This is a genomic window from Streptomyces sp. NPDC045846 (genome assembly GCF_056431605.1).
The window spans coordinates 425,672-451,801 of the sequence record NZ_JBWKKJ010000007.1; the positions used below are offsets into that span (position 1 = coordinate 425,672).

A 26,130-nucleotide genomic window follows, 5' to 3' on the forward strand; every position below is an offset into this window, starting at 1 on the left:
CGATTGTCAGTGGGGTCCGGTAGCTTCCGAAGTGCTGGCACCACTAGGGCGCGACATGGGGTGGACCGATGAGTGATCTGGCAGCGGCGACGGACCTGGACGTACGCCTCGAAGGACACCGCACGGAGCTGACGGGGTACTGCTACCGGATGCTCGGCTCGGCCTTCGAGGCGGAGGACGCGGTGCAGGACACGCTGGTGCGGGCGTGGCGCAGCATCGACAAGTTCGAGGGCCGCTCCTCGCTGCGTTCGTGGCTGTACCGCATCGCGACGAACGTGTGCCTGGACATGCTGAGCGCGGGCAACAAGCGGGCCAGGCCCATGGACCTGACAGCGGCCACGCCGGTGGCGAACGCACAGCTCAACTCCCGCCCCGAGGTGACCTGGTTGGAGCCGGTGCCGGACGGCCGGGTGCTGCCGACCGTGGAGGACCCGGCCGAGGCGGCGCTGGCCCGCGAGTCGGTGCGGCTCGCCTTCGTCGCGGCCCTCCAGCACCTGCCGCCCAAGCAGCGTGCGGTCCTGATCCTGCGCGAGGTGCTGGCCTGGAAGGCGTCGGAGGTCGCCGAGCTGCTCGACACCTCGGTCGCCTCGGTCAACTCCGCGCTCCAGCGCGCCCGTTCGACGCTGGCGGAGTCGGCGCCGAAGGAGTCCGACGCGGCGGATCCGCTCGACGAGGAGCAGCAGAAGCTCCTCGACCGGTACGTGGCGGCCTTCGAGGGTTACGACATGACGGCCCTGACCGCCCTCCTCCACGAGGACGCCACGTTGTCGATGCCGCCGTACGACCTGTGGCTGCGCGGCCACGACGACATCGTGGGCTGGATGCTGGGGGTGGGCTCGGTCTGCCGCGGCTCCCGCCTGCTGCCGACGGTGGCCAACGGGACCCCGGCCTTCGCCCACTACCACCCGGACCACGAGAAGGGCGGCTTCACACCCTGGGCCCTGATGGTGCTGGAGACGAGCGGGGGCAAGGTCTCGGGCATCACGTCCTTCCTGGACACGCCCCGCTGGTTCCCCCTGTTCAACCTCCCGGCCCGCCTGGACGAGGACGGCGACCCGGCCCCGGCCCGCTGAACCGCCACCCGTACGGCGAGGGGGCGCGAGGAACCGCGCGAGTAGCAGGCACGGCGGACGGAGGACGACCTGCGAACGCCTCAGTCGCCCCCCAGCCCCGTCAGCTCAAGCAGCGCCACAAGGCCCGCCCCCGCATTGCGCAGCAGCACCCGCCCCCCGGCCCGCCGGGCGGTGAGCCGCAGCCGGGCCACCGCCTCGACGGCGGCGAGGTCGGCCCGGGTCAACGCCCCGAGATCACACACGACCTCCCGCGCCCCGTCCCCGTACAGCCCGAGCAGCCGCTCGCACAGGAGGGGGACGTCGGCGAGGGTGAGGGGGTCGGGGAGGGACAGGACGGCGGGCTGCTCCGGGGGATCGATGGCTTCCACACCGATGAGACCGGGGCGGGCCGCGGAACTCATCGGTGGGGCGACACCACCGAGTCCGTCGTCTAGTCGAGGGGAAACACCCCCGTGTCCAGAGCGAGCCCGAACGGCTCGGGAAGCCGGATCACCTCGCCGAACTTGGCCGCCTGCAGAACCCGGTAGACGCCGCCCTTCGGCTCCCCGTAGAGGGTCGCCATGGGGCCGGACGGGGCCCACCGGTCGATGAGGAGATAGAGCGGAACCCCCGCCGCGGCATAGCCTGCCGCCTTCGTCACACGGTCGTGGACGGCATTCGCCTTCGAGGTGATCTCCACGACCAGCTCGGCCGCGGCCGCCGGGACGAAGTTGCCCGGCTCGGCGTCGACCACCGCGTCCGGCACGACGACGAGGTCGGGGATGTACAGACCGAGCCGGGAAGGAACGGCCACCCCCAGGGTCTGGTGCGGGTTCCAGTCGTCCGGGATGACACCGAGGAGAGCTCGATGGACCTTGGCCGCAATGCTGTTGTGCCGGTTCGCCGGAGCTGGTGACACGGTGACGATCCCCTCGATGATCTCCACCTTGCAACCCTCGGGCCAGTTCGACTCCCCCCACAGGCGGACCAGATCGTCCCAGCCCTGACCAGGGTCGTAGTCGACGGTGAGTGCGCCCACGGCGGTCTCCCTACGTCGGTTCGTCACGCAGTCCAGCATGCCGAACGGGACCGGCGGAGGTCCACCGGTCCCGTTCACCCGTACGAGGAAGACACGGGTCGGGCCCTGCGTGGTCGACGGGGAACACTCCCGAATCCAGAACGACCCCGAACGGCTCGGGAAGGCGAATCAGCGCGCCGAACCCGCCCGTTTGGAGGACACGGTAGACATCGTGCTCGGGCTCCCCGTAGAGCGTGACCGTGGGGCCCCCGTGAGCCCAGCGGTCGATGAGGAGGTAGAGCGGGATGTCGGCCTCCGCGTAGCCCGCCGCCTTGTGGATGCGGTCGTGGCCCGCGTTGAGTTCCGAGGTGATCTCCACGACCAGCTCGGCCGCGTGCGCGGACGTGAAGAGGCCGGTGCCCAAGAGGGCTCTGCGCAACACCAGCAGGTCGGGGACGTACATGCCGTACCGGGACGGGACGGCCAGCGCGAGCCTCTGGTAGATGCCCCAGTCCTCGCGGATCGCCGGGTAGAGGGCTCTCTGCGTCTCGTCGGCGATGCAGTGGTGGTTGACCGACACGAGGGGCGCGACGGTGACGACCCCTTCGACGATCTCCACTTTGCACCCCTTGGGCGCCTCCGTCGCCAACCAGAGCCGGACGAGGTCGTCCCATGCCTGGCCGGGCTCCGGGTCGACGACGGGTGTGCTCACGACGGTCTCCCTCGCATCGGTGGGACCGACTTCAGCACGCCGAAGGGGGCTGGTATGGCGCTTCCGGCCCCCTTCACCCGTTTCCGTGAAACCCCGCGAGACCCGCGGAACCGCAGGTCAGGCGATACGTTCCAGCACGATCGGGTTGGCCGAGAACTCCGTTCCGGCGGGGGCCACGTCGTACGAGCCCTCCAGCGACTTCAGGGCGTACTCGAACTTCTCCGGCGTGTCCGTGTGCAGGGTCAGCAGGGGCTGGCCCGCGGTGACCGTGTCGCCGGGCTTGGCGTGGAGCTCCACGCCGGCGCCCGCTTGCACCGGGTCCTCCTTGCGGGCCCGGCCCGCGCCCAGACGCCAGGCGGCCACGCCGATGTCGTACGCGTCGAGCCGGGTCAGGACACCCGAGGACGCCGCGGTGATGACGTGCTGCTCGCGGGCGACGGGCAGGGTCGCGTCCGGGTCGCCGCCCTGGGCCGCGATCATCCGGCGCCACACGTCCATCGCGGAGCCGTCGGCCAGCGCCTTCGCGGGGTCGGCGTCCTTGATGCCCGCCGCGTCCAGCATCTCGCGGGCCAGCGCGATGGTGAGCTCGACGACGTCGGCAGGGCCGCCGCCCGCCAACACCTCGACGGATTCCCGGACTTCGAGCGCGTTGCCCGCGGTCAGGCCGAGCGGGGTGGACATGTCGGTGAGCAGGGCGACCGTCTTCACGCCGCTGTCCGTGCCCAACGCGACCATCGTGGAGGCGAGTTCACGCGCGTCCTCGATGTTCTTCATGAAGGCGCCGGTGCCGACCTTCACGTCCAGGACCAGGGAGCCGGTGCCCTCGGCGATCTTCTTCGACATGATGGACGAGGCGATCAGCGGGATCGCCTCCACCGTGCCGGTCACGTCGCGCAGCGCGTACAGCTTCTTGTCGGCGGGGGCCAGGCCGTCGCCCGCCGCGCAGATGACCGCGCCCGTGGTGTCCAGGACGTTCAGCATCTCCTCGTTGGAGAGCAGCGCGCGCCAGCCGGGGATCGACTCCAGCTTGTCCAGGGTGCCGCCGGTGTGGCCGAGGCCCCGGCCCGAGAGCTGCGGCACGGCCGCGCCGCAGGCCGCGACCAGCGGGGCGAGCGGCAGGGTGATCTTGTCGCCGACGCCGCCGGTGGAGTGCTTGTCGGCGGTCGGGCGCGAGAGCGAGTCGAAGTTCATGCGCTCGCCAGAGGCAATCATGGCCGCGGTCCAGCGGGCGATCTCCGTGCGGTTCATGCCGTTGAGGAGGATCGCCATGGCCAGGGCGGACATCTGCTCGTCGGCGACCACGCCGCGCGTGTACGCGTCGATGACCCAGTCGATCTGCTCGGGAGACAGCTCGCCCCGGTCTCGCTTGGTGCGGATGACGGAGATGACGTCCATGGCATTCCTTCCGGCTTGGTGCACGTTACGTACGCGACTCTACGCGCATAGAGGGGTGTTGAGAGAGCGGCCCCCGCACCAGGTGCGGGGGCCGCGGGGTTACTTCAGGTGGTCCGGGCCGAAGGCCTGGGGCAGCATCTCGGACAGCTTGAGGATGCCCCCCGGTGTCTCCAACAGGAGCTCCGGGCCGCCGAATTCGAAGAGGAGCTGGCGGCAGCGGCCGCACGGCACCAGGACGTCGCCGTGGCCGTCGACGCAGGTGAAGTGCGTCAGGCGGCCGCCGCCGGAGAGCTGGAGCGCCGAGACGAGCCCGCACTCGGCGCACAGGCCGATGCCGTACGAGGCGTTCTCCACGTTGCAGCCGGTCACGGTGCGCCCGTCGTCGACCAGGGCGGCCGCGCCGACCGGGTAGCCCGAGTACGGCGCGTACGCGCGGGACATGGCCTCGCGCGCGGCCGTGCGCAGCGCCTCCCAGTCGGGCGTCACTTGCCCTGGCCCTTCCGGTAGCGCATGCCGTCGGCCTTGGGCATCCGCAGGCGCTGCGCGGAGAGCGAGAGGACGAGCAGCGTCACGACGTACGGGGTCGCGCCGACGAAGTCGCCGGGCACGTCGTCGGTCACCAGGTACCAGACCAGGATCAGCACGGCCATCACCGCGCTGATCGCGGCCTGGAGCATCGCCTTCTTGTACGCCTTCCAGCCGGCCAGCGCCGCGAGCAGCACCACGAGCAGGAGCAGCAGGGCGTGCACGGTGGTGCCGCCGTTGCGCAGCTGGAGCGCGTCGGAGAAGCCGAACAGGCCCGCGCCCATGGCGAGGCCGCCCGGACGCCAGTTGCCGAAGATCATCGCGGCGAGGCCGATGTAACCGCGGCCGCCGGTCTGGTTCTCCAGGTAGATGTGCGAGGTGACCAGGGCGAGGAAGGCGCCGCCGAGGCCGGCCAGGCCGCCCGAGACGGCGACCGCCGCGTACTTGTAGGAGTACACGTTCACGCCGAGGGACTCGGCCGCGATCGGGTTCTCGCCGCAGGAGCGCAGGCGCAGACCGAAGGCCGTCTTCCACAGCACCCACCAGGTGCCGACGAACAGCGCGACGGCGATGACGGTGACCCAGGAGACCTCGGTGAAGAGGCCGCCGAGGATGCCCGCGACGTCGGAGACGAGGAACCAGTGGTGGTTCTGGACCGACTCCAAACCGGAGGACAGGCCCGGGATGCTGAAGCTCGGCAGCGAGTCGGCCGGCGGCGACTGCTTGGGGTTGCCGCCCTTGACCTGGGCCTCGCCGCCGTTGAAGAAGAGCTTGGCGAGGTACTGCGTCACACCGAGCGCGAGCAGGTTGATCGCGACACCGGAGACGATGTGGTCGACGCCGAAGGTGACGGTGGCGACCGCGTGGATCAGACCGCCGACGACGCCGAAGCCGACACCGGCGAGCAGGCCGAGCCAGGGGCTGGACTGCCAGCCGACCCAGCCGGCGCCGAAGGTGCCGAGGATCATCATGCCTTCGAGGCCGATGTTGACCACGCCGGCCCGCTCGGACCACAGACCGGCGAGGCCCGCGAGCCCGATCGGCACGGCGAGCCCGAGCGCGGCGCTGATCTGCCCCTCGCTGGTGAGCTGGTCGGCCCCGGTGATCATGCGTACGGCGGAGACGAGGATCAGCGCCCCCGCGATGATCATCAGGACCTGCGCGAGCGAGAACTTGCGTTTGGCGTTGCCCCGCTTGACCCCGGCCGGAGGCGGTGGGGTCGTGGTCGTGTCAGTCGTGACGCTCATGCCGTCACCTCCGTCTCGGTCTTGGCGGCCTGGGCCGCGAGCTCGGCGCCGACGCGCTGCTGCTGGCGCTTGAGGCCGTAACGGCGGACGAGTTCGTAGGCGATCACGACGCACAGGACGATGACGCCCTGGATCACGCCGAGGATCTCCTTGTCGTAACCGATCACCTCGAAGTGGCCGGTGGTGCGCTCCAGGTAGCCCCAGAGCAGGGCGGCGAGCGCGACGCCCACCGGGTGGTTGCGGCCGAGCAGGGCGATGGCGATGCCGGTGAAGCCGAGTCCGAGCGGGAAGCTGTTGTCGAACTGGTGGCTGTCGTTGAGCAGCGTCGGCATGCCGACGAGACCGGCCACCGCACCGGAGATGATCATGCTGGTGACGATCATCTTCTTGACGTTGGCACCGCTGGCCGCGGCCGCGGACTCGGACTGGCCGACCGCGCGCAGGTCGAAGCCGAAGCGGGTGCGGCCGAGCGTGAACCAGTACGCGACGCCGACGAGCGCGGCCACGATGATGAAGCCCCACAGCTGGCCGGCCGGGCCCATGTCGATGGTGAAGAACCACGACGAGCTGGGCAGCGGCTTGGTCGAGACGAGCGTGCCCGCCTCGTCGAGCTGGCCGAGCCGGTCGGGCTGGAGCAGATAGGCGATGATCGCGGTCGCGATGGCGTTCAGCATGATGGTCGAGATGACCTCGCTGACGCCCCGGGTCACCTTCAGGATGCCCGCGACCGCCGACCACACCGCGCCGACCAGCATGGCGACGATGATGATGACCGGGATCTGCACGATGCCGGGCAGGCTCAGCGCGCCGCCGACCACCGCGGCGAGGAACGCGGCGAGACGGTACTGGCCGTCGACGCCGATGTTGAACAGGTTCATCCGGAAGCCGATGGCCACCGCGATGCCCGCGAGGTAGTAGGTCGTCGCCTTGTTGAGGATGTAGACCTGGCTGTCGCTCGCGGAGCCGTACGACAGCATGTCGTTGAAGGCCGGGAACGGGTTCCTGCCGGTGGCGAGGATGACCAGCGCGGTGACGACAAGGGCCGCGACGAGCGCGAGCACGGGGGCCGCGATCGCGAGGAGCAGCTTCTCCTTGTCGATGCGGGAGGTGAGCTTCTTCATCGGTCCTCTCCCCCAGTGTTCTGCTGGTGCTCCAGGTGGCCGGTGGCGGCACCGGTCATGGCGGAACCCAGTTCCTCGGGGGTGATCGTGGCGGGGTCGGCGTCGGCGACCAGACGGCCCCGGTACATCACCCGCAGGGTGTCGGACAGGCCGATCAGCTCGTCCAGGTCGGCGGAGATCAGGAGTACGGCGAGGCCCTCACGGCGGGCCTCGCGGATCTGGTCCCAGATCTGCGCCTGCGCGCCGACGTCCACGCCCCGGGTGGGGTGCGCGGCGATCAGCAGCTTGGGGTTGTGGCTCATCTCCCGGCCGACGATCAGCTTCTGCTGGTTGCCGCCGGACAGGGACGCGGCGGTGACCTCGATGCCGGGGGTGCGCACGTCGTACTCGCGCACGATCCGCTCGGTGTCGGTGCGGGCGGCCTTGTTGTCGAGGAGGGCGCCCTTGGAGTTGGGCTTCTCGGTGACGTGGCCGAGGATGCGGTTCTCCCACAGCGGTGCCTCAAGGAGCAGGCCGTGGCGGTGGCGGTCCTCGGGGATGTACCCGATGCCGTCCTCGCGGCGCTTGCGCGTGGGGGCCGTGGAGATGTCGGCGGTGTCGAGGGTGATGACACCGCCGTCGGGGATGCGCATGCCCATGATGGCCTCGACGAGCTCGGCCTGGCCGTTGCCCTCGACGCCCGCGATGCCGAGGACTTCGCCCTTGTGGATCGTGAACGAGACCGAGGACAGCACCTCGCGGACCACGCCGTCGGGGTCGGTGGCCGCGAGCCTGAGGCCGTCGACCTGGAGCATCGGGACCGTGGTGACGGTCGACTCGCGCGTCTCGGGCGAGGGCAGCTCGCTGCCCACCATCAGCTCGGCGAGCTGCTTGGTGGTGGTCGTGCGCGGGTCGGCGGTGCCCACCGTGGTGCCGCGCCGGATCACCGTGATCTCGTCGGCGACCGAGAGCACCTCGCCCAGCTTGTGCGAGATGAAGATGACGGTCAGGCCCTCGGCCTTGAGCTCGCGCAGGTTGTCGAAGAGCGCCTCGACCTCCTGCGGGACCAGGACCGCGGTCGGCTCGTCCAGGATGAGGGTGCGCGCGCCGCGGTAGAGGACCTTGAGGATCTCCACGCGCTGGCGGTCGGCGACCCCGAGGTCCTCGACGAGGGCGTCCGGGCGGACCCCGAGGCCGTACGCGTCCGAGATCTCCTTGATCTTGTTGCGGGCCTTGGAGCCGATGCCGTACAGCTTCTCGCCGCCGAGGACGACGTTCTCCAGGACGGTCAGGTTGTCGGCCAGCATGAAGTGCTGGTGGACCATGCCGATGCCGAGCGCGATGGCGTCGGCCGGGCTGGAGAAGGACGCCTGGGCGCCGTCGATGGTGATGGTGCCCTCGTCCGGCTTCTGCATGCCGTAGAGGATCTTCATCAGGGTCGACTTGCCGGCGCCGTTCTCACCGCACAGGGCGTGCACGGTGCCCTTGCGGACGGTGATGTCGATGTCCTTGTTGGCGACGACACCGGGGAATCGTTTGGTGATGCCGCGCAGTTCGACGGCGGGAGGGCTGGACGCGTTGATGGCGCACTCTCCTCGTGGGCAGGAGCAGGGGGGCGGGGAGCTTCCGGGGAAGCCGGGAAGCGTACTGATGTGCCACGCCGGGCTCCCGGCGTAGTAGTTCAGCACACTCCTGGCGCGCCAACTCCGGCCTACGCGCGTAGAGTTGACACTTCGTTACGGCCCGGTGGGCAGGGCGGTCCCTGCTCACCGGGCCGGTTGTGACGGGAGGCGGTCAGCGACCGCCGTGGGTCACGGGGTCGTCTTGACCTTGATCGAACCGTCGACGATCTTCTTCTTGGCCGCGTCGAGCTGCGGCTGGATGTCGGCGATGAAGCCGCCGCTGGTGGCGAGCGAGACGCCGTTCTTGGCCAGCGGGTAGCTGTTGGTGCCGACCAGCGGCTTGCCGTCCTTGATCGACTTGATCAGGTCGTAGACGCCGATGTCGACGTTCTTGACGACCGAGGTCAGGATCGAGTTCTTGTACTTGTCGAGCGAGGCCTGCTGGTACTGGTCGGAGTCGACACCGATCGCCCAGGCGCCCTTCTTGCCCGCGACGGCCTCGATCGCACCGGTGCCGGAGGAACCGGCGGCGGTGTAGATCACGTCGGCGCCGTTGTCGAGCATGCCCTGCGCGGCTTCCTTGCCCTTGTCGGGGCTGGCGAAGCCGGAGGTGTCCGAGCCGTGCGACAGGTACTGGTTGTCGACCTTGATCTCGGGCTTGGTGTCCTTGACGCCCTGGTTGAAGCCCGCCTCGAACTTCTTGATCAGGGGGACGTCCACGCCGCCGATGAAGCCGACGTGGTTCGTCTTGGTCTTCAGCGCCGCGGCGACACCCGCGAGGTAGGAGCCCTGCTCCTCGGTGAAGACGATGTTGTCGATGTTCTTCGGACCCTCGACCACCGAGTCGACGATGCCGAAGGTGACGTTCGGGTACTTGCCCGCGACCTTCTTCATCGAGTTCGCGTAGGCGTAGCCGATGCCGATGACCGGGTTGTAGCCCGCGCCCGCGAGGTCGGTCAGCCGCTGCTCGCGGTCGGCCTCGGTGTCGGTGGTCTTGGCGGTCAGCTCCTTGACGGAGCCGCCGAACTCGGACTTGGCCTTGTCGATGCCGCGCGCGGCGGAGTCGTTGAACGAGTGGTCGCCACGGCCGCCGACGTCGTACGCGACACCGATCTTGACGCCCTTGCCGCCCGCGGAGGACGACGAGGTGCCCGAGTCCTTCTGGGAGGACGTGGAGCCACAGGCGGTGGCGGAAAGCGCGAGCGCGGCGGTGGCGATACCGGCCGCAGCGATCTTGGATACCCGGCGCAAGAGGAGGTCCCTTCAAACCTGAACCGAGGCGCCCCTACCGGCGCTGGTTTCGCGTCGGATCGTAACGCGCGTAGATGTCGCGTAAAGCCCTGTTCGGAAGCCGTTATCGAATCGCCGCGAACAGGGGATGAAGTGTCCGGTTACGAGCGGTTGCCATCCAGGAGCGCTGCGGCGGTGAACAGCTCCACCCCGACCTTGATGGCGGCTTCGTCCGCGTCGAAATCACCCCGATGGAGGTCAAGCCGGGCATTCGAGCCGGGCGTACGGACCCCGAGGCGGGCCATCGCCCCAGGTACATGCTCCAGGTACCACGAAAAGTCCTCGCCACCCAGTGACTGCTCCGTGTCCTCGATCGCATACGGTCCGCGGCGCGCCGTCATGGCGTCGCGGAGCAGCTCGGTGACGACCGGATCGTTGACGACCGGAGGCACTCCGCGGACGTAGTTGATCTCCGATTTGGCGCCGTGCAGGGCGGCCACTTCGTCGATCGCGGCGTGTACGAGGTCGGGCGCGTCGCGCCACGCCGAGAGGTCCAGGCAGCGCACGGTTCCGGCCAGCTCGGCGTGCATCGGGATCACGTTGCAGGCGTGGCCCGACTCGATGCGGCCCCAGGTGAGCGCGAGCCCGGCGCGGGCGTCGATGCGGCGGGCGAGGAGCGCGGGCACGTCGGAGGCGACCCGCGCGACGGCGGTCACCAGGTCGGTGGTCAGGTGCGGGCGCGCGGTGTGCCCGCCGGGGCCGTCCAGGAAGACTTCGAGGCGGTCGCAGGCGGAGGTGATGGCGCCGTGGCGCAGCCCGATCCGGCCCGCGTCCACGCGCGGGTCGCAGTGCACCGCGATGATGCGGCCCACCCCGTCGAGGACGCCCGCCACGATGGCGTCGGCGGCGCCGCCGGGCAGCACCTCCTCGGCGGGCTGGAAGACCAGCCGCACGGGCGCGGGCAGCAGCCCCTCACGGTCCAGTTCGGCGAGGACCAGGCCCGTGCCGAGGACGGTGGTGGTGTGCACGTCGTGGCCGCAGGCGTGGGCGCGGTCGGGGACGGTGGAGCGGTAGGGCACGCCCGCCTTGGCGTCGGGGATGGGCAGCGCGTCGATGTCCGCCCGGATGGCGAGCATCGGGTGTACGCCGTCCCAGGTCCCGATGTCGCACATGAGCCCGGTGCCGGACGGCAGCACGCGCGGTTCGAGCCCGGCCGCCTCGAGCCGGGCCTTGATCGCCGCGGTGGTCCGGAACTCCTGGTTGCCGAGCTCGGGATGCATGTGCAAGTCCCGGCGGAAGGCGATGAGTTCGGCACACAGGGCCTCGCTCAGCTCGCCGGGCAGCGGTGCTTCGCCGGGCAGATCGGCTTCGTACGACTCACGGGACATCAACTGGTTCACTCGTTGAGGGTAGGCCTCTTGAAGGGTCAACTGGCGCGCGATCAACAAAAGTTCAGCCGCATAGGGGAAAGAAACCTGGTCGCCTGGCGCATGCCGATCGCGTGGGCTGGGTAAACTATTTCGTCCTTGTGCCCGATGCCCTGGAACTGGCGTTCCCCCCCCGAGGATGAGGGGGCGTACTCCCCAGGGTAGGAGACGCGGGCGCGAACCGCAGCGCGAAGATCCCGGCTAGGCCGCCACCGTGGCGAGGCCGTGGGCCGCTCGGGCCGTCCCGGTCACCCCGTCGAGGAAGCCCTGCGCCCGAGGTGAGGCCTTGTCCGTGAGCCAGCGCGGGTCGATGTCGCAGACCACCACGGAGACGCCGGTGCCCGCGAGCGCGAGCGGAAGCGTGTGGACGACGGTGGAGGGGAAGCTCAGGACGGTCCGGCCCACCGGCCCCCGGCGTGCTATGAGTTCGAGCGGCAGGTCGGGGCGTACGACCTCCAGGCCGGTGCGCGCGTGCAGGGTGTGCAGCTTCTCGGCGGACTCCCTGCGGTGCGCGAAGTACCGGGTCACGCCGTGGGCCCGGGCCAGCATGCCGACGGCGGCGAGATAGCTCTCCGGGTCGACGACGCCGGTCTCCACCAGGGAGGTGCCCACCAGGTCGGCGCCCTTGGTCAGGCGCGGCGGCCCGAAGTTCGCCCGGGTCCAGCCAAAGGTGTTGGGGGTGACGGTGATGCCCTCGGGCGCCTCGACCGGCATCGCGCTGAACACCTCGACGTCGCGGCGGGGCGCGGGGGTGAGCCGGCGGCGGGCCGCCGCGGAGACCGGCGCGAACAGCAGGTCGCGCGCGCCGGCCCGGCTGCCCCGCCGGTGCCAGCGCACCAGGCGTTCGCCGCGGGCGAGTTGGGAGACGAACTCCATGGTGGCCGTCCCGTCGTCGACGACCACCAGGTCACGGGCGCGGGCGACGGTGAGCAGCAGCTGTACGTAGCGCGAGAACGGGTCGCCCATGACGATCCGGTCGGCCCGCCGCAGCATCGGGGTGAGCCCGCCTATCGTGTGCAGCGGGGCGGTGAGCCCGCCGCGGGCCTCCTCCCAGCGCACCCGGGTGCCCGCGTCGCGGGCGAGTTCGGCCATCCGGCGCAGCTGGCCGCGCGACATGGGGTCGGTCGGCGAGAGCACGACGACGGTCAGCTCCGACAGGTCCGGCGCCCCGGGACGCTGCTGCGCGGGTACGCCGTCGAGCAGCGGACCCGGCGAATGGGCCCACTCCAGGACGTTGAGCAGCTGGACCGGGCTCTCCACGAAGGCGACGGTGGCGGAGGTGTCCCGAGGCACGGCGGGCCCGCCCCCTCAGACCGCGGCCGGAGCGCGGCCCCCGGCGGCGTGGACGTCGGCGGCCTCGGCGGCCTCCGCCTGGGCGACGACCCCGGCGACGCGGCGCAGCTTCTTCATGGGGGCGAGCTCGGAGTCGTACACCTTCTTGACGCCGTCGCCGAGCGCGGCCTCGATGGTGCGGATGTCGCGGACCAGGCGGGTGAGGCCGCCGGGCTCGACGGAGGCGGCCTGGTCGGAGCCCCACATGGCGCGGTCGAGGGTGATGTGGCGCTCGACGAAGGCGGCGCCGAGGGCGACCGCGGCGAGGGTGGTCTGGAGGCCCGTCTCGTGGCCGCTGTAGCCGATCGGCACGTTGGGGTACTCGGCCATCAGGCTGTTGATCACGCGCAGGTTGAGCTCCTCGGCCTTGGCCGGGTAGGTCGAAGTGGCGTGGCACAGAAGGATGTTGTCGCTGCCGAGCACCTCCACCGCGTGCCGGATCTGCTTCGGCGTGGACATGCCGGTGGAGAGGATGACCGTACGCCCGGTGGCGCGCAGGGCGCGCAGGAGCTCGTCGTCGGTGAGCGAGGCGGAGGCCACCTTGTGGGCCGGGACGTCGAACTTCTCCAGGAAGGCGACGGCCTCGGTGTCCCACGGCGAGGCGAACCAGTCGATCCCGCGGGTGCGGCAGTGCTCGTCGATGGCGCGGTACTCGGCCTCGCCGAACTCCACCCGGTGGCGGTAGTCGATGTAGGTCATCCGGCCCCACGGCGTGTCCCGCTCGATGTCCCACTGGTCGCGCGGGGTGCAGATCTCCGGGGTGCGCTTCTGGAACTTGACCGCGTCGCAGCCCGCGTCGGCGGCGGCGTCGATCAGGGCGATCGCCTTGTCGAGGTCGCCGTTGTGGTTGATGCCGATCTCGCCGGTCACGTAGACGGGGTGGCCCGGTCCTGCGGTGCGGCTGCCGAGGGTGCGCAGACGGTTGCTCATGAGGGTGTTCCTTAGCTAAGCGGGGGTGTGGTCGGACTGCGGGGCCCGGTGGGTCTGGGGAAGGCGCGGGGCCCGCGGGGTGGGGTCGAGCTCGGGTCCGAGGAGCCAGGCGGCGATCTCGCGGACCGCTCCTTCGCCGCCGGGGGTGCGGGTGACGGCGCGCGCGGCGGCGCGCACCGCGTCGTGGGCGTCCGCGACGGCGACGGGCCAGCCGGCGAGCGCGAAGCAGGGCAGGTCGTTGACGTCGTTGCCGGCGTAGAGCACGCGCTGGGGGTCGACGCCCTCGTCCTCGCACCACTGCTTGAGGGCGAGGTCCTTGCGGTCGATGCCGTGCAGCACGGGGATCCTCAGCTTGCGCGCGCGGGCGGCGACGACCGGGTTCTGCTCGGTGGACAGGATGAGCAGCTTGAGTCCGGCCCGGCGCAGGGCGGCGATGCCGAGGCCGTCGCCCCGGTGCACGGCGACGAGTTCGCGGCCCTCGGAGTCGATGAGGACCCGGTCGTCGGTCTGGGTGCCGTCGAAGTCGAGGACGACCGCGTCGACGTCGTCGCGGGCCGGGGTGGCCGGGCGGTCCAGGAGCGGGGCGAGCGCGCGGGCCCGCTCCAGGTCGTGCGGCTCGTCGATCTCCAGGACCCGGGCGGGGTCGGTGCGCACGAGCGCGGTGCGGCCGAAGAAGCGGTGCTTGTGCGTGCGGAAGCCCTCGGCGTCCATGGCGTACGCGGCGCCGGTCTCCAGGAAGTCCTGCGGGCGGTCCTGGCGGCGCGGGCGGACCGACTTGTCGTGGCCCATGCCCTGGCCCTCGCCGAGTTCGCCCTCGCGCCACAGGAAGCCGTGGAAGGGGGCGACGGTCACCGCGCTCTGGGCGCCGTCCTCGACGACGGCGGCCGCCACGCCCTCGACGTCCTCGCGGGTCAGGAACGGGCTGGTGCACTGCACGAGCAGCACCACGTCGGTGGCCGGGTACGCGTCCAGGGCGTGCAGCACGGCGGCCTCGCTGGTGGCGGTGTCGCCCGAGATCCCGGCCGGGCGGTCGGCCACCTCGGCGCCGGCCGAGCGGGCCGCGGCCGCGATCGCCGGATCGTCGGTGGAGACGACGACGTCGGTGACGTGGCGGGCGGCGCGGCAGGCGAGCACGGCCCGCACCACGAGCGGCACCCCGGCGACGGGGGCAAGGTTCTTGCCGGGCACGCCCTTGGAGCCGCCCCGGGCCGGGATGACGGCAAGGACCTTGGGAGGCGCGGTGGGCGCGGGGGGCCGCGGGGCGGGCCGGTTCGCGGCGTCGGTGGCGCCGTTGGTCGGGGGCATCACAGTTCTCCCATCCGGCGGATCACGGGCGCGACCCGCTGTACGCCGTGGCGGTAGGCGCCGCGGGCCGCGTCGCGCACGGCGTCCCGGACCAGTCGGCGCAGGCCGGTCGGCTCGTGCGCGGGGGCCGCGCCCGGCAGCGGGGTGCCGTCGGGCGCGAGGTGGTGGCGGGCGAGGATGCCCGGGAGGTAGCCGGGCGCGGTGGCGGCGGTGTAGTAGGGCGCGATGGGCGGCAGGCTTTCCTCTGCGAGCAACTCGCCCATGCGCGCCCGTACTTGATCGAAGGCGCGGTGGTAGGCCTCGCCCGGGGCCACGCCCTGGGCGGCGAGCCAGTCGGCGTCGGGGGTGGGCCGGTGTCCGGCGTCGAGCCGGTCCCAGGAGGCGAGGCAGCCGGAGCCGAGGAAGTGGTGGTTGCCGAGGACCTCGCGGACGCCGAGGTCGGTGAGGACGGCCGTGGGCACCGAGCGGTGCAGGGACTCCAGTGCGGCGGTCGAGGAGACGGTCACCAGGAGGTCGGCGCGGTCCAGGATCTCGCCCATGTTCCCGTACGCGAGCGAGAAGTTGGGCGGCAGCTCCAGGCCCTTGGCGAGCTTCTGGAAGGGGTGTTCCTCAAGGTGCGTGGTGTGCTCGCCGGGCTTGGAGCGGAGCTTGAGGACGACCTCGCGGCCGGGGTGGCGCCGGGCGTGCTCGACCAGGCGGCGCAGCAGGTACTGCCGGTCGGCGCGGCTCTCCGGCACCGAGGGCTGGGCGGCGAAGACGACCGTGTCGCGGCCGGGCTCCGGCGCGTAGGCGGCGCCGCCGAGGAAAGGCAGGGCGGCCTCCGTAACGGCGGACGCGTCCGCGCCCACCCCCTCGTACACCGCGCGGAAACGCGCCGCGTCGTGGCGGGAGTTGGCGAGCACGACGTCCGCGCCGTGCCGCAGGAGCAGACCGTCGGCGAGCTTCTCGTAGACGACGCCCACATAGCCGGTGACGATCACGGGCCGCCGGGTGTGCCCCGGCCACCGGGCGGCGAGCCCGTGCAGCGCGGCCTGGGCGGCGCCGCCGACGAGCGCGAGCACGATGACGTCGTACGCGTCCGCCGAGTCCAACTTACTTGCCGCGTCGAGGAATTGGGCCATCGTCACTTCACGCAGGGCGTCCGTGGCGACCCCCACCTCGGCGAGCTGGCGAGGGGTGGGGGTGGCGCGGCCGCGCAGCAGGAAGCCGTCGAGCTCGGGGGCGGCGGGCGCCGGGGCGGCGGCTTCGGCCCCGGGCGCCTGTTCGACGAGGCGGCGCGCGGTGAGCGCACCCCATTTCCACCGGGTGTCCGAATCCGCGAGAACCGCGATCCGCAGCCTTGAATCGGTACGTGATGGCACGCCGTAGAAACTAGAAAGCCCCGCGGATTCGCGGCCCAACTCGACTGCAACAACTGGTTAACAGCGCAACTACGAAAGGCGTGCGGGACGGGCGGACGGGCCGGTTAACAGTCCCGCCATTCTTCGTTCACCCCGCATCCCTGTCCCGGACAGGACGAATGACGGGCGGCCGCCATAGCGTCACCGCCGTGGTCAAGCTCTCCGTCATCGTGCCGTTCTACAACGTGCGCGCCTACGCACCCGACACCCTGCGAAGTCTGCGCGCCAACGCCCGCGACGACTTCGAGTTCCTGCTCGTCGACGACTGCTCGTCGGACGGCACGATCGAGCTGCTCGAACGCGCCGAGCGCGAGCTGCCGGGGGCGGTGCTGCTGAGACACGAACGCAACGGCGGCCTCGCCACCGCGCGCAACACCGGCCTGGACGCGGCCCGCGGCGAATACCTGACGTACCTGGACGGCGACGACTGGCTGGCGCCCGGCCACTTCGCCCAACTCCTGTCCTCCATCGAGGAGTTGGGGTGCGACTTCATCCGCACCGACCACGTCCAGGTGACCGGCCAGGAGCGCACGGTGCACCGCGTTCCGCACGGCCGGCGCGGGGAGGTGATGTCGCCGCGGGACGCCATACTGCCCACCACCCGCTCGACCTCGGTGGACTACGCGTACGCCTGGGCCGGGATGTACCACCGCAGGCTCGCCGAGCGCGGTCTGCTGCACTTCACGGACGGCCTGCGCACCGCCGAGGACCGGCCGTGGATCTGGCGGCTGCACCGCGAGGCGGAGTCGTTCGCGGTGACCGGACAACTCGGCGTCTTCTACCGCCGCGGGGTCGCGTCCTCACTGACTCAAATCGGTGATGTGCGACAACTCGATTTCATTCGCGCTTTCGACCAGGTAATCGCCGACACGGCGAAGGACCCGGACGCGGCCGAACTGCTGCCGAAAGCGGTACGGACGTATTGCGCGATCATTTCCCACCACATGAGCACCATCGAAAGGTTCGAACCGGCCGTGGCGAGAAAACTGCGGACCATGAGTGCGGCCGCCCTGCGGCGGATGCCGCAGGACCACCTCAAGGACGCGCTGAACTCGATGGACTCCCGCCGCGCCGCCCGCCTGCGCCGACTGCGCCACCGCCCGGCCGTCTCCTCGGCGGGGGCGGCCGCCTGATGCCCACGACCCAGATCTTCGCGGCGTCGACGCTGTACGGGGTGGCCACGCTGGCCGCAGCGCTCGACAGCGACTGCTTTCCGGCCGCGGACCGCCGGCTGCTGCTCGTCAGCAACAACGCGCCCGTGCCGGAGACTTCGGCCCCGCTCGACACCATGCCGGGCTTCGCGCAGTTGCGCGGCCGCTTCGACGGGGTGCTCTCCTGGAACGACACCATCGCCCCCTTCCATCCGGGCGGTTGGTCGCCCCGCCCGGACGATGTCCCTTTGTGGGAGCGGCAGTTGAGGGCCCTGTGGGGCCTCGGCGACGACCGGGTCGAGCTCGCTCTGGAGTCCATCCAGGTGAACCCGGCCCAGGCGGTCGCCCAGATCTTCCCGGACGCACCCCTGACCGTGTACGCGGACGGCCTGATGACGTACGGCCCCACCCGCAACAAGCTCGACCCGTTGATCGGGTCACGGGTCCGGCGGGTGCTCCACCTGGATCTGGTCCCGGGCCTCAGGCCACTGCTGCTGGGCGAGTTCGGGGTGCGGAGCGAGACGGTGCCGACGGCGGCGTTCATCAAGACCGTGGGTGAACTGGCGGCTGCGGAAGCCGAGTTGGAGGTGACCGCCGACGCGAACGAGCCGGTGGCGCTGCTCCTCGGCCAGTACCTCTCCGCGCTGTCCATCCTCACGCCGGAGCAGGAGGAGCAGCTTCACCTGCGCATGCTGCGGGGTGCGGCGAAGCGGGGGTACCGCCGGATCGTCTTCAAGCCGCATCCCTCGGCGCCGCCCGCGTGGTCACACGCCCTGACCCGCGAGGCGCAGGCGCTGGAGGTTCGACTGACCGTGCTGGAGCGGCCGCTGCTGGCCGAGGTGCTGTACGAGCGGATCTCCCCCGCGCTCGTGGTGGGCTGTTTCTCCACGGCGCTGCTCACGGCGTCGACGTTCTACGACATCCCGGTCGCCCGGGTCGGCACCGAGCTCCTCCTGGACCGGCTCGCGCCCTACCAGAACAGCAACCGGGTGCCGGTGACCATCGCCGACGCGCTGCTCCCGCCCCTGGAGGGGGAGGTCTCGACCCCCTTCGTGGACCTGGCCGGGCTGCTCGGCGCGGTGGGCTACGCCATGCAGCCGGAGCTGCGCCCGGATCTGCGGGGTGCGGCCGAGCAGTACCTGGCGCGATCCCTGGACGCGCACACCTGGCGGTACTTCAAGCGCCGCCGCCTGACCGCGCTCGCCCTGCCGGGCGCGATCCCGTCCCAGCTGGCCTTCATCCCGCGCAACGCGACGGTGCGCCGGGTGGCCCGGCGGGCCCGGGCGGTGGTGCGGCGGGGGGCGTAGGGCGGGGGCGCGTTTTCTGCCCGCGCCCGATGAGAGGATTTCCGCAATCCCGAGCGATGAACCGGGCATTCGACTCGGGCCCCCTCAGCCCCAAGGGCCCCACATCACCTCGGGCTCGGAAACAAAAGAAGAGATATTTCGACCGCGAGCCCATGACTCGGGCAATTCACAGCGCATTCACAGAATCGGGCCGGGAAAGGGGTGCGGGGCCTCCCGGAGGTTTTCTCCTGGAGGCCCCGCACCCATTTTGACGACCTTTTTGAAGAGGTCTCACATACTCTTTGCGACGGTCACCCGAATCAGCGGGAGCAGACCTTGCGCGCCTTGTGCCAGGTCTTCGTCCAGTACCCGGGGTGGACCTTGCCGTGCCGGTCGCGAGTGGGCTTGTGCCAGGTCTTCGTCCAGTACCCCTTGACCACGTGGCACCTCTCCTTGCCCCCGTGGAACGCCGCGACGGCGACCGCGTGGGAGGGCGCGGCTTCCGCGACACCGACCGAGGAGAAAGCCACTCCCGCGGTGAGGGCGGCGGTAGCGGTGCCGAGAGCGATCGCTCGCTTGATACCTGAAATCATGACTCCACCTTTGCTTTAGTAGAACCATCCGACGAGCTGGACAACGACAGTTTTATCACCGATGTATCGACGGCCCCGGCGGAATTCAAGGAACGGTGCGGCGCGCGGGAGCGCAAAGAGGTTGCGAGTTAAACCACGCACGCCCCCGAAAAAGCGCCCCTCTTATTCACCCTCACATTGATGGCATGCCCAATTCCCCGGCAGCCGCCTTCCCGTGCGCCCCGAAGGGTCATTCCACGGGGTCGCACAGCCGCTGGACCGCGCCGGATCAGCCCCGCCGGGGATAGGTCGCCTCGATGCCCGCCACCAGCACGTCGAGACCCTCGTCGAACCGCTCGTCGAGGTGCTCGAAGAGCTCCGTTCCCGCCGCCGCGGCCAGCGGGTAGGCGGCCAGCCGCACCGCGCGGTCGGCCACGTCGATCCCCGGGCCCCGCTCGCCCGGACGCGGCCGCGTGCCCTGCTCCTCGGCGACGAAGCCCATGGTGTACGCGTACGACGTCGCCAGGGCGCGCGTCGCGTCCCGGGGTTCGAAGCCCGCCCGCACCAGCGTCCCGATGTACGCCTCCAGGGATTCCGCGTGGTCGGTGCCGGTAAAGCGGGCGCCTCCGTACACCTTCGCGCCGTCGCGGTAGCCGAGCACCATGGCCCGCAGGGCGCGGTTGGCCCCCCGGATCATGTCCTGCCAGCTGTCCGCGTCCGCGCCGGGCACGCCGTCCGCCATGAGACGGCGGTACATGACCGTCGCCATCTCGTCGAGCAGTGCCTCCTTGTTCTTGAAGTGCCAGTACAGCGCGGGCGCCTGGACGCCGAGTTCCTTCGCGATGGCGCGCAGCGTGAGGCCGTCCAGGCCCAGCTCGTTCAGGAGCCGCAGCGCGGTGTCGGCGACCTGCGTCCGGTCGATCTTCGTCGTAGCCACCTTGACAACTTAACACCGTTAAGTCGATGCTTCCGGACATGGAACTTAACGGCGTTAAGGAAACGGTCCCGGCCACCGCTGCGGCGACCACCATCACGACCGCCGCCGCGGCGAGCCCGCTCCCCGTCACCACCGAGGTCCTCGTCGTCGGCGCCGGGCCCACCGGCCTGACCCTCGCCATCGACCTGGCCCGCCGCGGCGTCCCCGCCCTGCTCGTCGAGAAGGCGGACCGGCTCTTCCCCGGCTCGCGCGGCAAGGGCATACAACCCCGCACCCTGGAGGTGCTCGACGACCTCGGGCTCGTCGACGCCGCGCTGGAGGCGGGCCGCGACTACCCGCGGATGCGCGAATGGGCGGGCCCCGGCGGCACCGAGCCCGGCCGCGAGTGGGACATGATCGCGCCCGCGGAACCCACCGAGCAGGCCCCCTACGCCAACACCCTGCTCCTGGGCCAGGCCCGCTTCCAGGAGCTGCTGTACGCGCACCTCAGGAGCCTCGGCCGGGACGTGGTGTTCAACGCCGAGGTGACCGCGGTCGCCCAGGACTCCGAGGGCGTCACCGCGACCTTCGCCGACGGGCGGACCGTCCGCGCCCGCTACCTCGTCGCGGGCGACGGCGGCCGCTCCGGCCTCCGGCGCGCCCTGGGCATCGCCCTGCACGGCGAGAGCGTCGACCCCAAGCCGATGCTCGTCGCGGACCTGAGCGTGACCCCGGACGCGGTCGTCGACGACCGCAACTGGCACGTGTGGAGCGGCGGTCCGGACGGCGGGGCGGTGCTCTGCCCGCTGCCCGGCGAGGCGGGCCTGTTCCAGCTGATCGCCCAGTACGCCGACGAGGACGCCGTCCCGGACACGACCGACGCGGGCGTACGCAAGCTGGTCGCCGCCCGCACCGCCGTCACCGCGGACCAGATCGCCACGGTGCACTGGGCCTCCGACTTCCGCCCCCGCGCGGCCCTCGCCGACCGCTACCGCGAGGGCCGCGTCCTCCTCGCGGGCGACGCCGCGCACATCCACTCCCCGGCCGGCGGCCAGGGTCTCAACACCAGCGTCCAGGACGCCTACAACCTGGGCTGGAAGCTCGCCCAGGTACTCCGCCACGGCGCCCCGGAGGGCCTGCTCGACAGCTACGAGGAGGAGCGCCGCCCCATCGCGGCGGGAGTGCTCGGCATGAGCACGCGGCTGCACCGCACGGGCGTCATCGGCGGGAACAGCCGGCGCGGCACCGAGGTCCGCCAGCTCGGCCTCGGCTACCGCGGCGGCTCACTCGCCACGGGCCGGGCGGGCGCCCTGGAGGCCGGTGACCGCGCCCCGGACGGCAGGCTGCCCGAAGGCAGGGTCTTCGACCTGCTGCGCGGCCCGCACTTCACCCTGCTCGCCTTCGACACCCCCGCCCCCGCCGTCGCCGGGGACCTGGTGCGGACGTACGAGCTGGCCCCGTACGCGGCGTACGGCCGCGGACTGTTCCTGGTCCGCCCGGACGGCTACGTCGGCTGGGCGGGCGAGGACGCCACCGGGCTCGACGACTACCTCGCGGCAGTGGGCGCCGCCCAACGCCCTTGACCTCAAGCGCGGTTGAGGTCCTACGGTCCTGAGCCATGGACACCGACACGCGGGCCACCCCGCCAACCGACGCTTTCACCTACTCCCACGACGACGCCGGGCTCGCCGCCCAGCCGATCGGCTACTGGAGCTGGGCCGCCCACATCGCGGTGGTCACCCACATCCGCGCCATGCTCGCGGAGCTGGGCCTCACCCAGCCCCAGTGGTGGATCCTCAACCAGGCGGCGGACGGCCGTCCGCGCGCCGAGGTGGTGGCCGTCCTCAAGGGCTATCTGGACGCGGGCGCCCCGGTCATCGGGGACGGCATCGACGAACTCGTGGCCCGCGGTCTGCTCACCCAGGATCCCGCCGAGTTCCTCGAACTCACGGACGCGGGACGGGAGTTGCGCGCGACGGGCGCCGCCCGGCAGGGCGAGACGCGTGAGCGGATCCACGCCGGGATCACGGACGAGGAGTACGTCCGCACCCTCAAGGTCCTCCAGCGCATGATCCACAACGTGGACGGCAAGGCCTGGCACCACTGAGCGGCGGGCCTCGCCCGACGGCGAAATCGACGCCCAGGCAAACCCGTTCCGGCACGAGGTGAACGGGCCGCGTCGGACAGCGGAACACCACCGCCGCGGCCCCTATTCCGGGCCGCGGCGGTCCTACTCTGTCGACGCCAAGGCCCGACGGGCCGCAGCGGGACGCCGGGAAGAGGAAAGCCGTGACCAACACCCTGCCGCGGGTACGAAGCGACGCCGGCGGTCAGCCGCGGCCGGCACCGGCGGCCGGCCGCGCGCCGGTCGCGGCCCCGGTCTCCCGGCTCCGCGCGCTCGACGGGCTGCGCCTGGTCGCCGCCCTCATGGTCGCGCTGTACCACTACGGCGGCCGGTCCGGCGACATCAGCAAGGGCTGGGGCGCCTCGCCCAAGAAGCTGTTCCCGGCCACCCACGAGTGGTTCTCCTACGGCTGCCTCGGCGTGCAGATCTTCTTCGTCATCAGCGGCTTCGTCATCTGCATGAGCGGGTGGGGCCGCCCCCTGCGCTCGTTCTTCGCCTCGCGCGTGGCCCGGCTCTACCCGGCGTACTGGGCGGCGCTGGTCATCGTCACCGCGGTGTTCGCGCTGCCGTGGGTCGTCTACAGAACGGTCACGCCCAGCGAGTTCCTGGTGAACCTGACCATGCTCCAGATGCCGGTCGGCGTGCACCGGGTGCTCGGGGTGTGCTGGACACTCTGGGCCGAGCTGCGCTTCTACGCCCTGTTCGCCCTGTGCGTCGTCCTGCCGGGCGCGACCCGTCGCCGCGTCGTGCTGTTCTGCGCGGGCTGGACGCTCGCGGCCGCGCTCACCGCGACGACCAAACAGCCGTTCCTGGACGCCGTGTTCATGCCCGAGTACGCGCCCTTCTTCATCGGCGGCATGGGCCTGTACCTGCTGCACCGCAACCGGCGCGACGTCACCGCGTGGGGCATCGTCGCGGTCAGCTGGGCGATCGGCCAGCACTGGGCGGTCGCGGGCCTGTGGCACAAGCCGAACCCGGCGGCCTTCTCCAACCGGCACGCCTCGGTGATCATCGCCATCGTCACCCTGGGATTCGTACTGGTCGGCGCCATCGCGCTCGGCTGGTTCCGCTGGGCGAACTGGAGCTGGCTCACCGTGGCGGGGGCCCTCACCTACCCGTTCTACCTGGTCCACGAACACCTGGGCTGGGTGGTCGTCGGCGTGCTGCACAAGGATCTGCACATCCCCGCCCCGGCCACCTTCGCCCTCACCATCGCGGCGATGCTGCTCCTGGCCTGGCTGCTCAACCGGTACGTGGAGCGCTGGGCGACGCCGCTGCTGCGCCGATCCCTGACCCGGACCCCCACACCGTCCTGACCGGGCCGCCCCGACCGGTCAGTCGCCGTCCCCGTCGAGCAGAACGTCGACGGGAAGCTCCAGGGCGAACCCCACGGACGAGGGCAGGACCACGGTCGCGCCCCGCTCGTAGCGGGAGCGGGTCCGATACGTGTCCCCCACCGGATCCGTGAGCACCAGGACCTCGCCGTGCTTGCGGTCGGCGACGACGTACACCGGGATCCGGGCCTCCGCGTACGTCTCGGCCTTGGTGACCAGGTCGTTGCCCCAGTTGGACGACGTCACCTCCAGGACGAGGCGGAAGACGTTCGCCGCGTAGCAGTTCTTCGTGACCAGGGCATCCTTGTAGTCGGCGTCGACGATGGCCCAGTCCGGCTCGGCGTAGTCGTCGGGCCCCGTACCGAGCCAGACGCCGATGCCCTGGAGTGACTTGAGGCCCGCGTCCCGGCCCCCGGCCTGGCGGAACAGGTAGGCGACCTCGTCCAATGCCTCTTGATGCGGGCCGTCAGGCGGTGGTGTCACGACGATGCTCCCCTTGAGGACCTCCACGCGATGTCCGGGCAGCGCCTCCGAGAGGCGGTCGGCGGCTTCGCCGATCGTCATCTCGTTCAGTATTACGGCCACGGCATCCTCCATTCGGGAGACCACTCTCCACCGAGAGTAACCGGAGGCGTCCTGGTTCCGCCTCCGGTCACTCGTAGGGGGACGCGTCCTCGGGCTCCCCCTAGAACGCGTCCGTGGGCACGTAGGTCCCCCACACCTCGCGCAGCGCGTTGCAGACCTCGCCCACCGTGGCGCGGGCCTTCAAGGCGTCCTTCATCGGGTAGAGGACGTTGTCGTCGCCCTCGGCCGCCTTCTTCAGTTCGGCCAGCGCCGCGTCGACCGCTGCCTGGTCGCGCTCGGCGCGCAGGGTGGCCAGCCGGGCCGCCTGCTGGGCTTCGATGGCCGGGTCGACGCGGAGCGGTTCGTAGGGGTCCTCGGTCTCGATCTGGAAGCGGTTGACGCCGACCACGACGCGTTCGCCGGAGTCGGTCTCCTGGGCGATGCGGTAGGCGGAGCGCTCGATCTCGCCCTTCTGGAAGCCGTGCTCGATCGCACTGACCGCGCCGCCCAACTCCTCGACCTTCTGCATGAGTTCGACGGCCGCAGCCTCCACCTCGTCGGTCATCCTCTCGACGACGTACGACCCGGCGAAGGGGTCGACGGTGGCGGTCACGTCCGTCTCGTACGCCAGGACCTGCTGGGTGCGCAGGGCCAGGCGGGCGCTCTTGTCGGTGGGCAGCGCGATCGCCTCGTCGAAGGAGTTGGTGTGCAGCGACTGCGTGCCGCCCAGCACCGCCGCCAGACCCTGGACAGCGACACGGACCAGGTTGACCTCGGGCTGCTGCGCGGTGAGCTGCACGCCCGCGGTCTGGGTGTGGAAGCGCAGCATCAGCGACTTGGGGTTCTTCGCACCGAACTCCTCCCGCATCACCTTGGCCCAAATGCGGCGCGCGGCACGGAACTTGGCGACCTCTTCCAGGATCGTGGTGCGCGAGACGAAGAAGAAGGACAGACGCGGCGCGAAGTCGTCCACGTCCATGCCCGCGGCGACCGCGGTGCGTACGTACTCGATGCCGTCGGCCAGCGTGAAGGCGATCTCCTGCGCGGGCGAGGCACCCGCCTCGGCCATGTGGTACCCGGAGATCGAGATGGTGTTCCACTTCGGGATCTCGGCCTTGCAGTACTTGAAGATGTCCGCGATCAGCCGCAACGACGGCTTCGGCGGGAAGATGTACGTACCCCGCGCGATGTACTCCTTCAGCACATCGTTCTGGATCGTGCCCGTCAACTGATCCGCCGCAACCCCCTGCTCCTCGCCCACCAGTTGATACATCAGGAGCAGCAGGGCGGCGGGCGCGTTGATCGTCATCGACGTCGACACCTTGTCCAGCGGGATCCCGCCGAACAGGATGCGCATGTCGTCGACCGAGTCGATGGCGACGCCGACCTTGCCGACCTCGCCGGAGGCGATCGGCGCGTCCGAGTCGTGGCCCATCTGCGTGGGCAGGTCGAAGGCGACCGAGAGACCCATCGTGCCGTTCGCGATCAGCTGCTTGTACCGGGCGTTGGACTCGACAGCCGTGCCGAAGCCCGCGTACTGCCGCATCGTCCACGGCCGGCCCGTGTACATCGACGGATACACACCGCGCGTGAAGGGGTACGAGCCGGGCTCGCCCAGCTTCTCGGCGGGATCCCATCCGGCGAGGGTCTCCGGCCCGTAGACCGGCTCGATGGGCAACCCGGATTCCGACTCGCGCGCCATGTGCTGTGCCTCCCGCTAGAGCTCTACTGGCTGGTCCAACCCTCGCGACGGACTGTAGCGGCGGGCGTGCGGCGGGTGGAGAGGCGCACGCTGGGAGCTTGCTCACAGCCTCCGTGATGCGACCGAATGCTTTTGCAACCGTTCGGCGCGGGAATCTGTCTCTGGGGACACGAGAGATTCAGGGG

24 protein-coding genes are annotated in these 26,130 nt (G+C 70.9%); 6 read left to right on the plus strand and 18 right to left on the minus strand.

The window, feature by feature from the left end; translation table 11 throughout:
* Window positions 1–68: 68 nt before the first annotated feature.
* Window positions 69–1,073 (plus strand): sigma-70 family RNA polymerase sigma factor, encoded by a 1,005-nt coding sequence (locus AC07F3_RS22220; RefSeq protein WP_479116191.1) that lies wholly within the window; start codon window positions 69–71, stop codon window positions 1,071–1,073.
* An 80-nt stretch (window positions 1,074–1,153) separates the two neighbouring features.
* On the opposite strand, the gene AC07F3_RS22225 is transcribed toward AC07F3_RS22220, so the two are convergent.
* The 14 genes from AC07F3_RS22225 to AC07F3_RS22290 all read right to left on the minus strand — a co-directional run bounded on the left by AC07F3_RS22225 (window position 1,154) and on the right by AC07F3_RS22290 (window position 16,256).
* Window positions 1,154–1,474 (minus strand): STAS domain-containing protein, encoded by a 321-nt coding sequence (locus AC07F3_RS22225; protein ID WP_479116192.1) that lies wholly within the window; start codon window positions 1,472–1,474, stop codon window positions 1,154–1,156.
* Window positions 1,475–1,503: 29 nt separating this feature from the next.
* Window positions 1,504–2,091, minus strand: coding sequence for a Uma2 family endonuclease (locus AC07F3_RS22230; RefSeq protein ID WP_479116193.1), 588 nt, complete (start codon window positions 2,089–2,091; stop codon window positions 1,504–1,506).
* A gap of 10 nt (window positions 2,092–2,101) precedes the next feature.
* On the minus strand, window positions 2,102–2,782 hold the full coding sequence (locus AC07F3_RS22235; protein ID WP_479116194.1) for a Uma2 family endonuclease: 681 nt from the start codon (window positions 2,780–2,782) through the stop codon (window positions 2,102–2,104).
* A gap of 117 nt (window positions 2,783–2,899) precedes the next feature.
* Window positions 2,900–4,177 (minus strand): thymidine phosphorylase, encoded by a 1,278-nt coding sequence (locus tag AC07F3_RS22240; protein WP_479116195.1) that lies wholly within the window; start codon window positions 4,175–4,177, stop codon window positions 2,900–2,902.
* Between the two features lie 99 nt (window positions 4,178–4,276).
* On the minus strand, window positions 4,277–4,663 hold the full coding sequence (locus AC07F3_RS22245) for a cytidine deaminase (protein ID WP_479116196.1): 387 nt from the start codon (window positions 4,661–4,663) through the stop codon (window positions 4,277–4,279).
* Window positions 4,660–5,949 carry an ABC transporter permease gene (locus AC07F3_RS22250; RefSeq protein ID WP_479116197.1) on the minus strand — a complete coding sequence of 430 codons (1,290 nt, stop codon included), beginning with the start codon at window positions 5,947–5,949 and terminating at the stop codon, window positions 4,660–4,662. Before AC07F3_RS22250 ends, AC07F3_RS22245 begins: the two co-directional genes overlap by 4 nt.
* A complete protein-coding gene (locus tag AC07F3_RS22255) occupies window positions 5,946–7,070 on the minus strand; it encodes an ABC transporter permease (protein WP_479116198.1) in 1,125 nt (374 codons plus the stop codon). Before AC07F3_RS22255 ends, AC07F3_RS22250 begins: the two co-directional genes overlap by 4 nt.
* Window positions 7,067–8,632, minus strand: a complete 1,566-nt coding sequence (locus tag AC07F3_RS22260; protein WP_479116281.1) for an ABC transporter ATP-binding protein — start codon at window positions 8,630–8,632, stop codon at window positions 7,067–7,069. Before AC07F3_RS22260 ends, AC07F3_RS22255 begins: the two co-directional genes overlap by 4 nt.
* Window positions 8,633–8,860: 228 nt before the next feature.
* Window positions 8,861–9,922, minus strand: coding sequence for a BMP family lipoprotein (locus tag AC07F3_RS22265; protein ID WP_469491125.1), 1,062 nt, complete (start codon window positions 9,920–9,922; stop codon window positions 8,861–8,863).
* Between the two features lie 140 nt (window positions 9,923–10,062).
* On the minus strand, window positions 10,063–11,289 hold the full coding sequence (locus tag AC07F3_RS22270) for an amidohydrolase (RefSeq protein WP_479116282.1): 1,227 nt from the start codon (window positions 11,287–11,289) through the stop codon (window positions 10,063–10,065).
* Between the two features lie 240 nt (window positions 11,290–11,529).
* Window positions 11,530–12,621, minus strand: a complete 1,092-nt coding sequence (locus AC07F3_RS22275; RefSeq protein WP_479116199.1) for a hypothetical protein — start codon at window positions 12,619–12,621, stop codon at window positions 11,530–11,532.
* A 15-nt stretch (window positions 12,622–12,636) separates the two neighbouring features.
* Entirely contained in the window at window positions 12,637–13,590 is a 954-nt protein-coding gene (locus AC07F3_RS22280) for an N-acetylneuraminate synthase family protein (protein ID WP_479116200.1), read from the minus strand.
* Between the two features lie 15 nt (window positions 13,591–13,605).
* Entirely contained in the window at window positions 13,606–14,895 is a 1,290-nt protein-coding gene (locus AC07F3_RS22285) for a cytidylyltransferase domain-containing protein (protein ID WP_479116201.1), read from the minus strand.
* On the minus strand, window positions 14,895–16,256 hold the full coding sequence (locus tag AC07F3_RS22290; RefSeq protein ID WP_479116202.1) for a DUF6716 putative glycosyltransferase: 1,362 nt from the start codon (window positions 16,254–16,256) through the stop codon (window positions 14,895–14,897). Before AC07F3_RS22290 ends, AC07F3_RS22285 begins: the two co-directional genes overlap by 1 nt.
* A gap of 188 nt (window positions 16,257–16,444) precedes the next feature.
* Between AC07F3_RS22290 and AC07F3_RS22295 the strand changes: the two genes are divergently transcribed.
* Together AC07F3_RS22295 and AC07F3_RS22300 are read left to right on the plus strand one after the other, a co-directional pair.
* Complete coding sequence (locus AC07F3_RS22295; RefSeq protein WP_479116203.1) at window positions 16,445–17,428, plus strand: glycosyltransferase family 2 protein; 984 nt, start codon at window positions 16,445–16,447, stop codon at window positions 17,426–17,428.
* On the plus strand, window positions 17,428–18,753 hold the full coding sequence (locus AC07F3_RS22300; RefSeq protein ID WP_479116204.1) for an alpha-2,8-polysialyltransferase family protein: 1,326 nt from the start codon (window positions 17,428–17,430) through the stop codon (window positions 18,751–18,753). The genes AC07F3_RS22295 and AC07F3_RS22300 overlap by 1 nt, the downstream gene beginning before the upstream one ends.
* Window positions 18,754–19,052: 299 nt before the next feature.
* Here AC07F3_RS22300 and AC07F3_RS22305 read toward each other — a convergent pair whose 3' ends face one another.
* Together AC07F3_RS22305 and AC07F3_RS22310 are read right to left on the minus strand one after the other, a co-directional pair.
* The gene (locus AC07F3_RS22305; protein WP_479116205.1) at window positions 19,053–19,325 is read right to left on the minus strand and encodes a hypothetical protein; all 273 of its coding nucleotides are present in this window, start codon (window positions 19,323–19,325) and stop codon (window positions 19,053–19,055) included.
* A 268-nt stretch (window positions 19,326–19,593) separates the two neighbouring features.
* A complete protein-coding gene (locus AC07F3_RS22310) occupies window positions 19,594–20,241 on the minus strand; it encodes a TetR/AcrR family transcriptional regulator C-terminal domain-containing protein (RefSeq protein WP_479116206.1) in 648 nt (215 codons plus the stop codon).
* Between the two features lie 38 nt (window positions 20,242–20,279).
* On the opposite strand from AC07F3_RS22310, the gene AC07F3_RS22315 reads away from it, so the two are divergent.
* From AC07F3_RS22315 to AC07F3_RS22325, 3 genes are all read left to right on the plus strand, one after another.
* Complete coding sequence (locus tag AC07F3_RS22315) at window positions 20,280–21,803, plus strand: FAD-dependent monooxygenase (protein WP_479116207.1); 1,524 nt, start codon at window positions 20,280–20,282, stop codon at window positions 21,801–21,803.
* A gap of 35 nt (window positions 21,804–21,838) precedes the next feature.
* Complete coding sequence (locus AC07F3_RS22320) at window positions 21,839–22,327, plus strand: MarR family winged helix-turn-helix transcriptional regulator (protein ID WP_479116208.1); 489 nt, start codon at window positions 21,839–21,841, stop codon at window positions 22,325–22,327.
* 182 nt (window positions 22,328–22,509) lie between these two features.
* Complete coding sequence (locus AC07F3_RS22325) at window positions 22,510–23,661, plus strand: acyltransferase family protein (protein ID WP_479116209.1); 1,152 nt, start codon at window positions 22,510–22,512, stop codon at window positions 23,659–23,661.
* An 18-nt stretch (window positions 23,662–23,679) separates the two neighbouring features.
* Here the strand turns inward: AC07F3_RS22325 and AC07F3_RS22330 are convergent, their stop codons facing one another.
* Window positions 23,680–24,264: a Uma2 family endonuclease gene (locus AC07F3_RS22330; protein WP_479116210.1), complete on the minus strand. Its 585-nt coding sequence runs from the start codon at window positions 24,262–24,264 to the stop codon at window positions 23,680–23,682.
* 100 nt (window positions 24,265–24,364) lie between these two features.
* The gene (locus AC07F3_RS22335; protein WP_479116211.1) at window positions 24,365–25,945 is read right to left on the minus strand and encodes an acyl-CoA mutase large subunit family protein; all 1,581 of its coding nucleotides are present in this window, start codon (window positions 25,943–25,945) and stop codon (window positions 24,365–24,367) included.
* Between the last annotated feature and the right edge of the window lie 185 nt (window positions 25,946–26,130).

Coding starts and splice junctions, on each gene's coding strand:
- AC07F3_RS22335 (WP_479116211.1), bottom strand. CDS start 25,945: ATGGCGCGCGAGTCGGAATCCGGGTTGCCCATCGAGCCGGTCTACGGG.
- AC07F3_RS22315 (WP_479116207.1), top strand. CDS start 20,280: ATGGAACTTAACGGCGTTAAGGAAACGGTCCCGGCCACCGCTGCGGCG.
- AC07F3_RS22250 (WP_479116197.1), bottom strand. CDS start 5,949: ATGAGCGTCACGACTGACACGACCACGACCCCACCGCCTCCGGCCGGG.
- AC07F3_RS22305 (WP_479116205.1), bottom strand. CDS start 19,325: ATGATTTCAGGTATCAAGCGAGCGATCGCTCTCGGCACCGCTACCGCC.
- AC07F3_RS22225 (WP_479116192.1), bottom strand. CDS start 1,474: ATGAGTTCCGCGGCCCGCCCCGGTCTCATCGGTGTGGAAGCCATCGAT.
- AC07F3_RS22300 (WP_479116204.1), top strand. CDS start 17,428: ATGCCCACGACCCAGATCTTCGCGGCGTCGACGCTGTACGGGGTGGCC.
- AC07F3_RS22285 (WP_479116201.1), bottom strand. CDS start 14,895: ATGCCCCCGACCAACGGCGCCACCGACGCCGCGAACCGGCCCGCCCCG.
- AC07F3_RS22320 (WP_479116208.1), top strand. CDS start 21,839: ATGGACACCGACACGCGGGCCACCCCGCCAACCGACGCTTTCACCTAC.
- AC07F3_RS22280 (WP_479116200.1), bottom strand. CDS start 13,590: ATGAGCAACCGTCTGCGCACCCTCGGCAGCCGCACCGCAGGACCGGGC.
- AC07F3_RS22270 (WP_479116282.1), bottom strand. CDS start 11,289: ATGTCCCGTGAGTCGTACGAAGCCGATCTGCCCGGCGAAGCACCGCTG.
- AC07F3_RS22220 (WP_479116191.1), top strand. CDS start 69: ATGAGTGATCTGGCAGCGGCGACGGACCTGGACGTACGCCTCGAAGGA.
- AC07F3_RS22240 (WP_479116195.1), bottom strand. CDS start 4,177: ATGGACGTCATCTCCGTCATCCGCACCAAGCGAGACCGGGGCGAGCTG.
- AC07F3_RS22255 (WP_479116198.1), bottom strand. CDS start 7,070: ATGAAGAAGCTCACCTCCCGCATCGACAAGGAGAAGCTGCTCCTCGCG.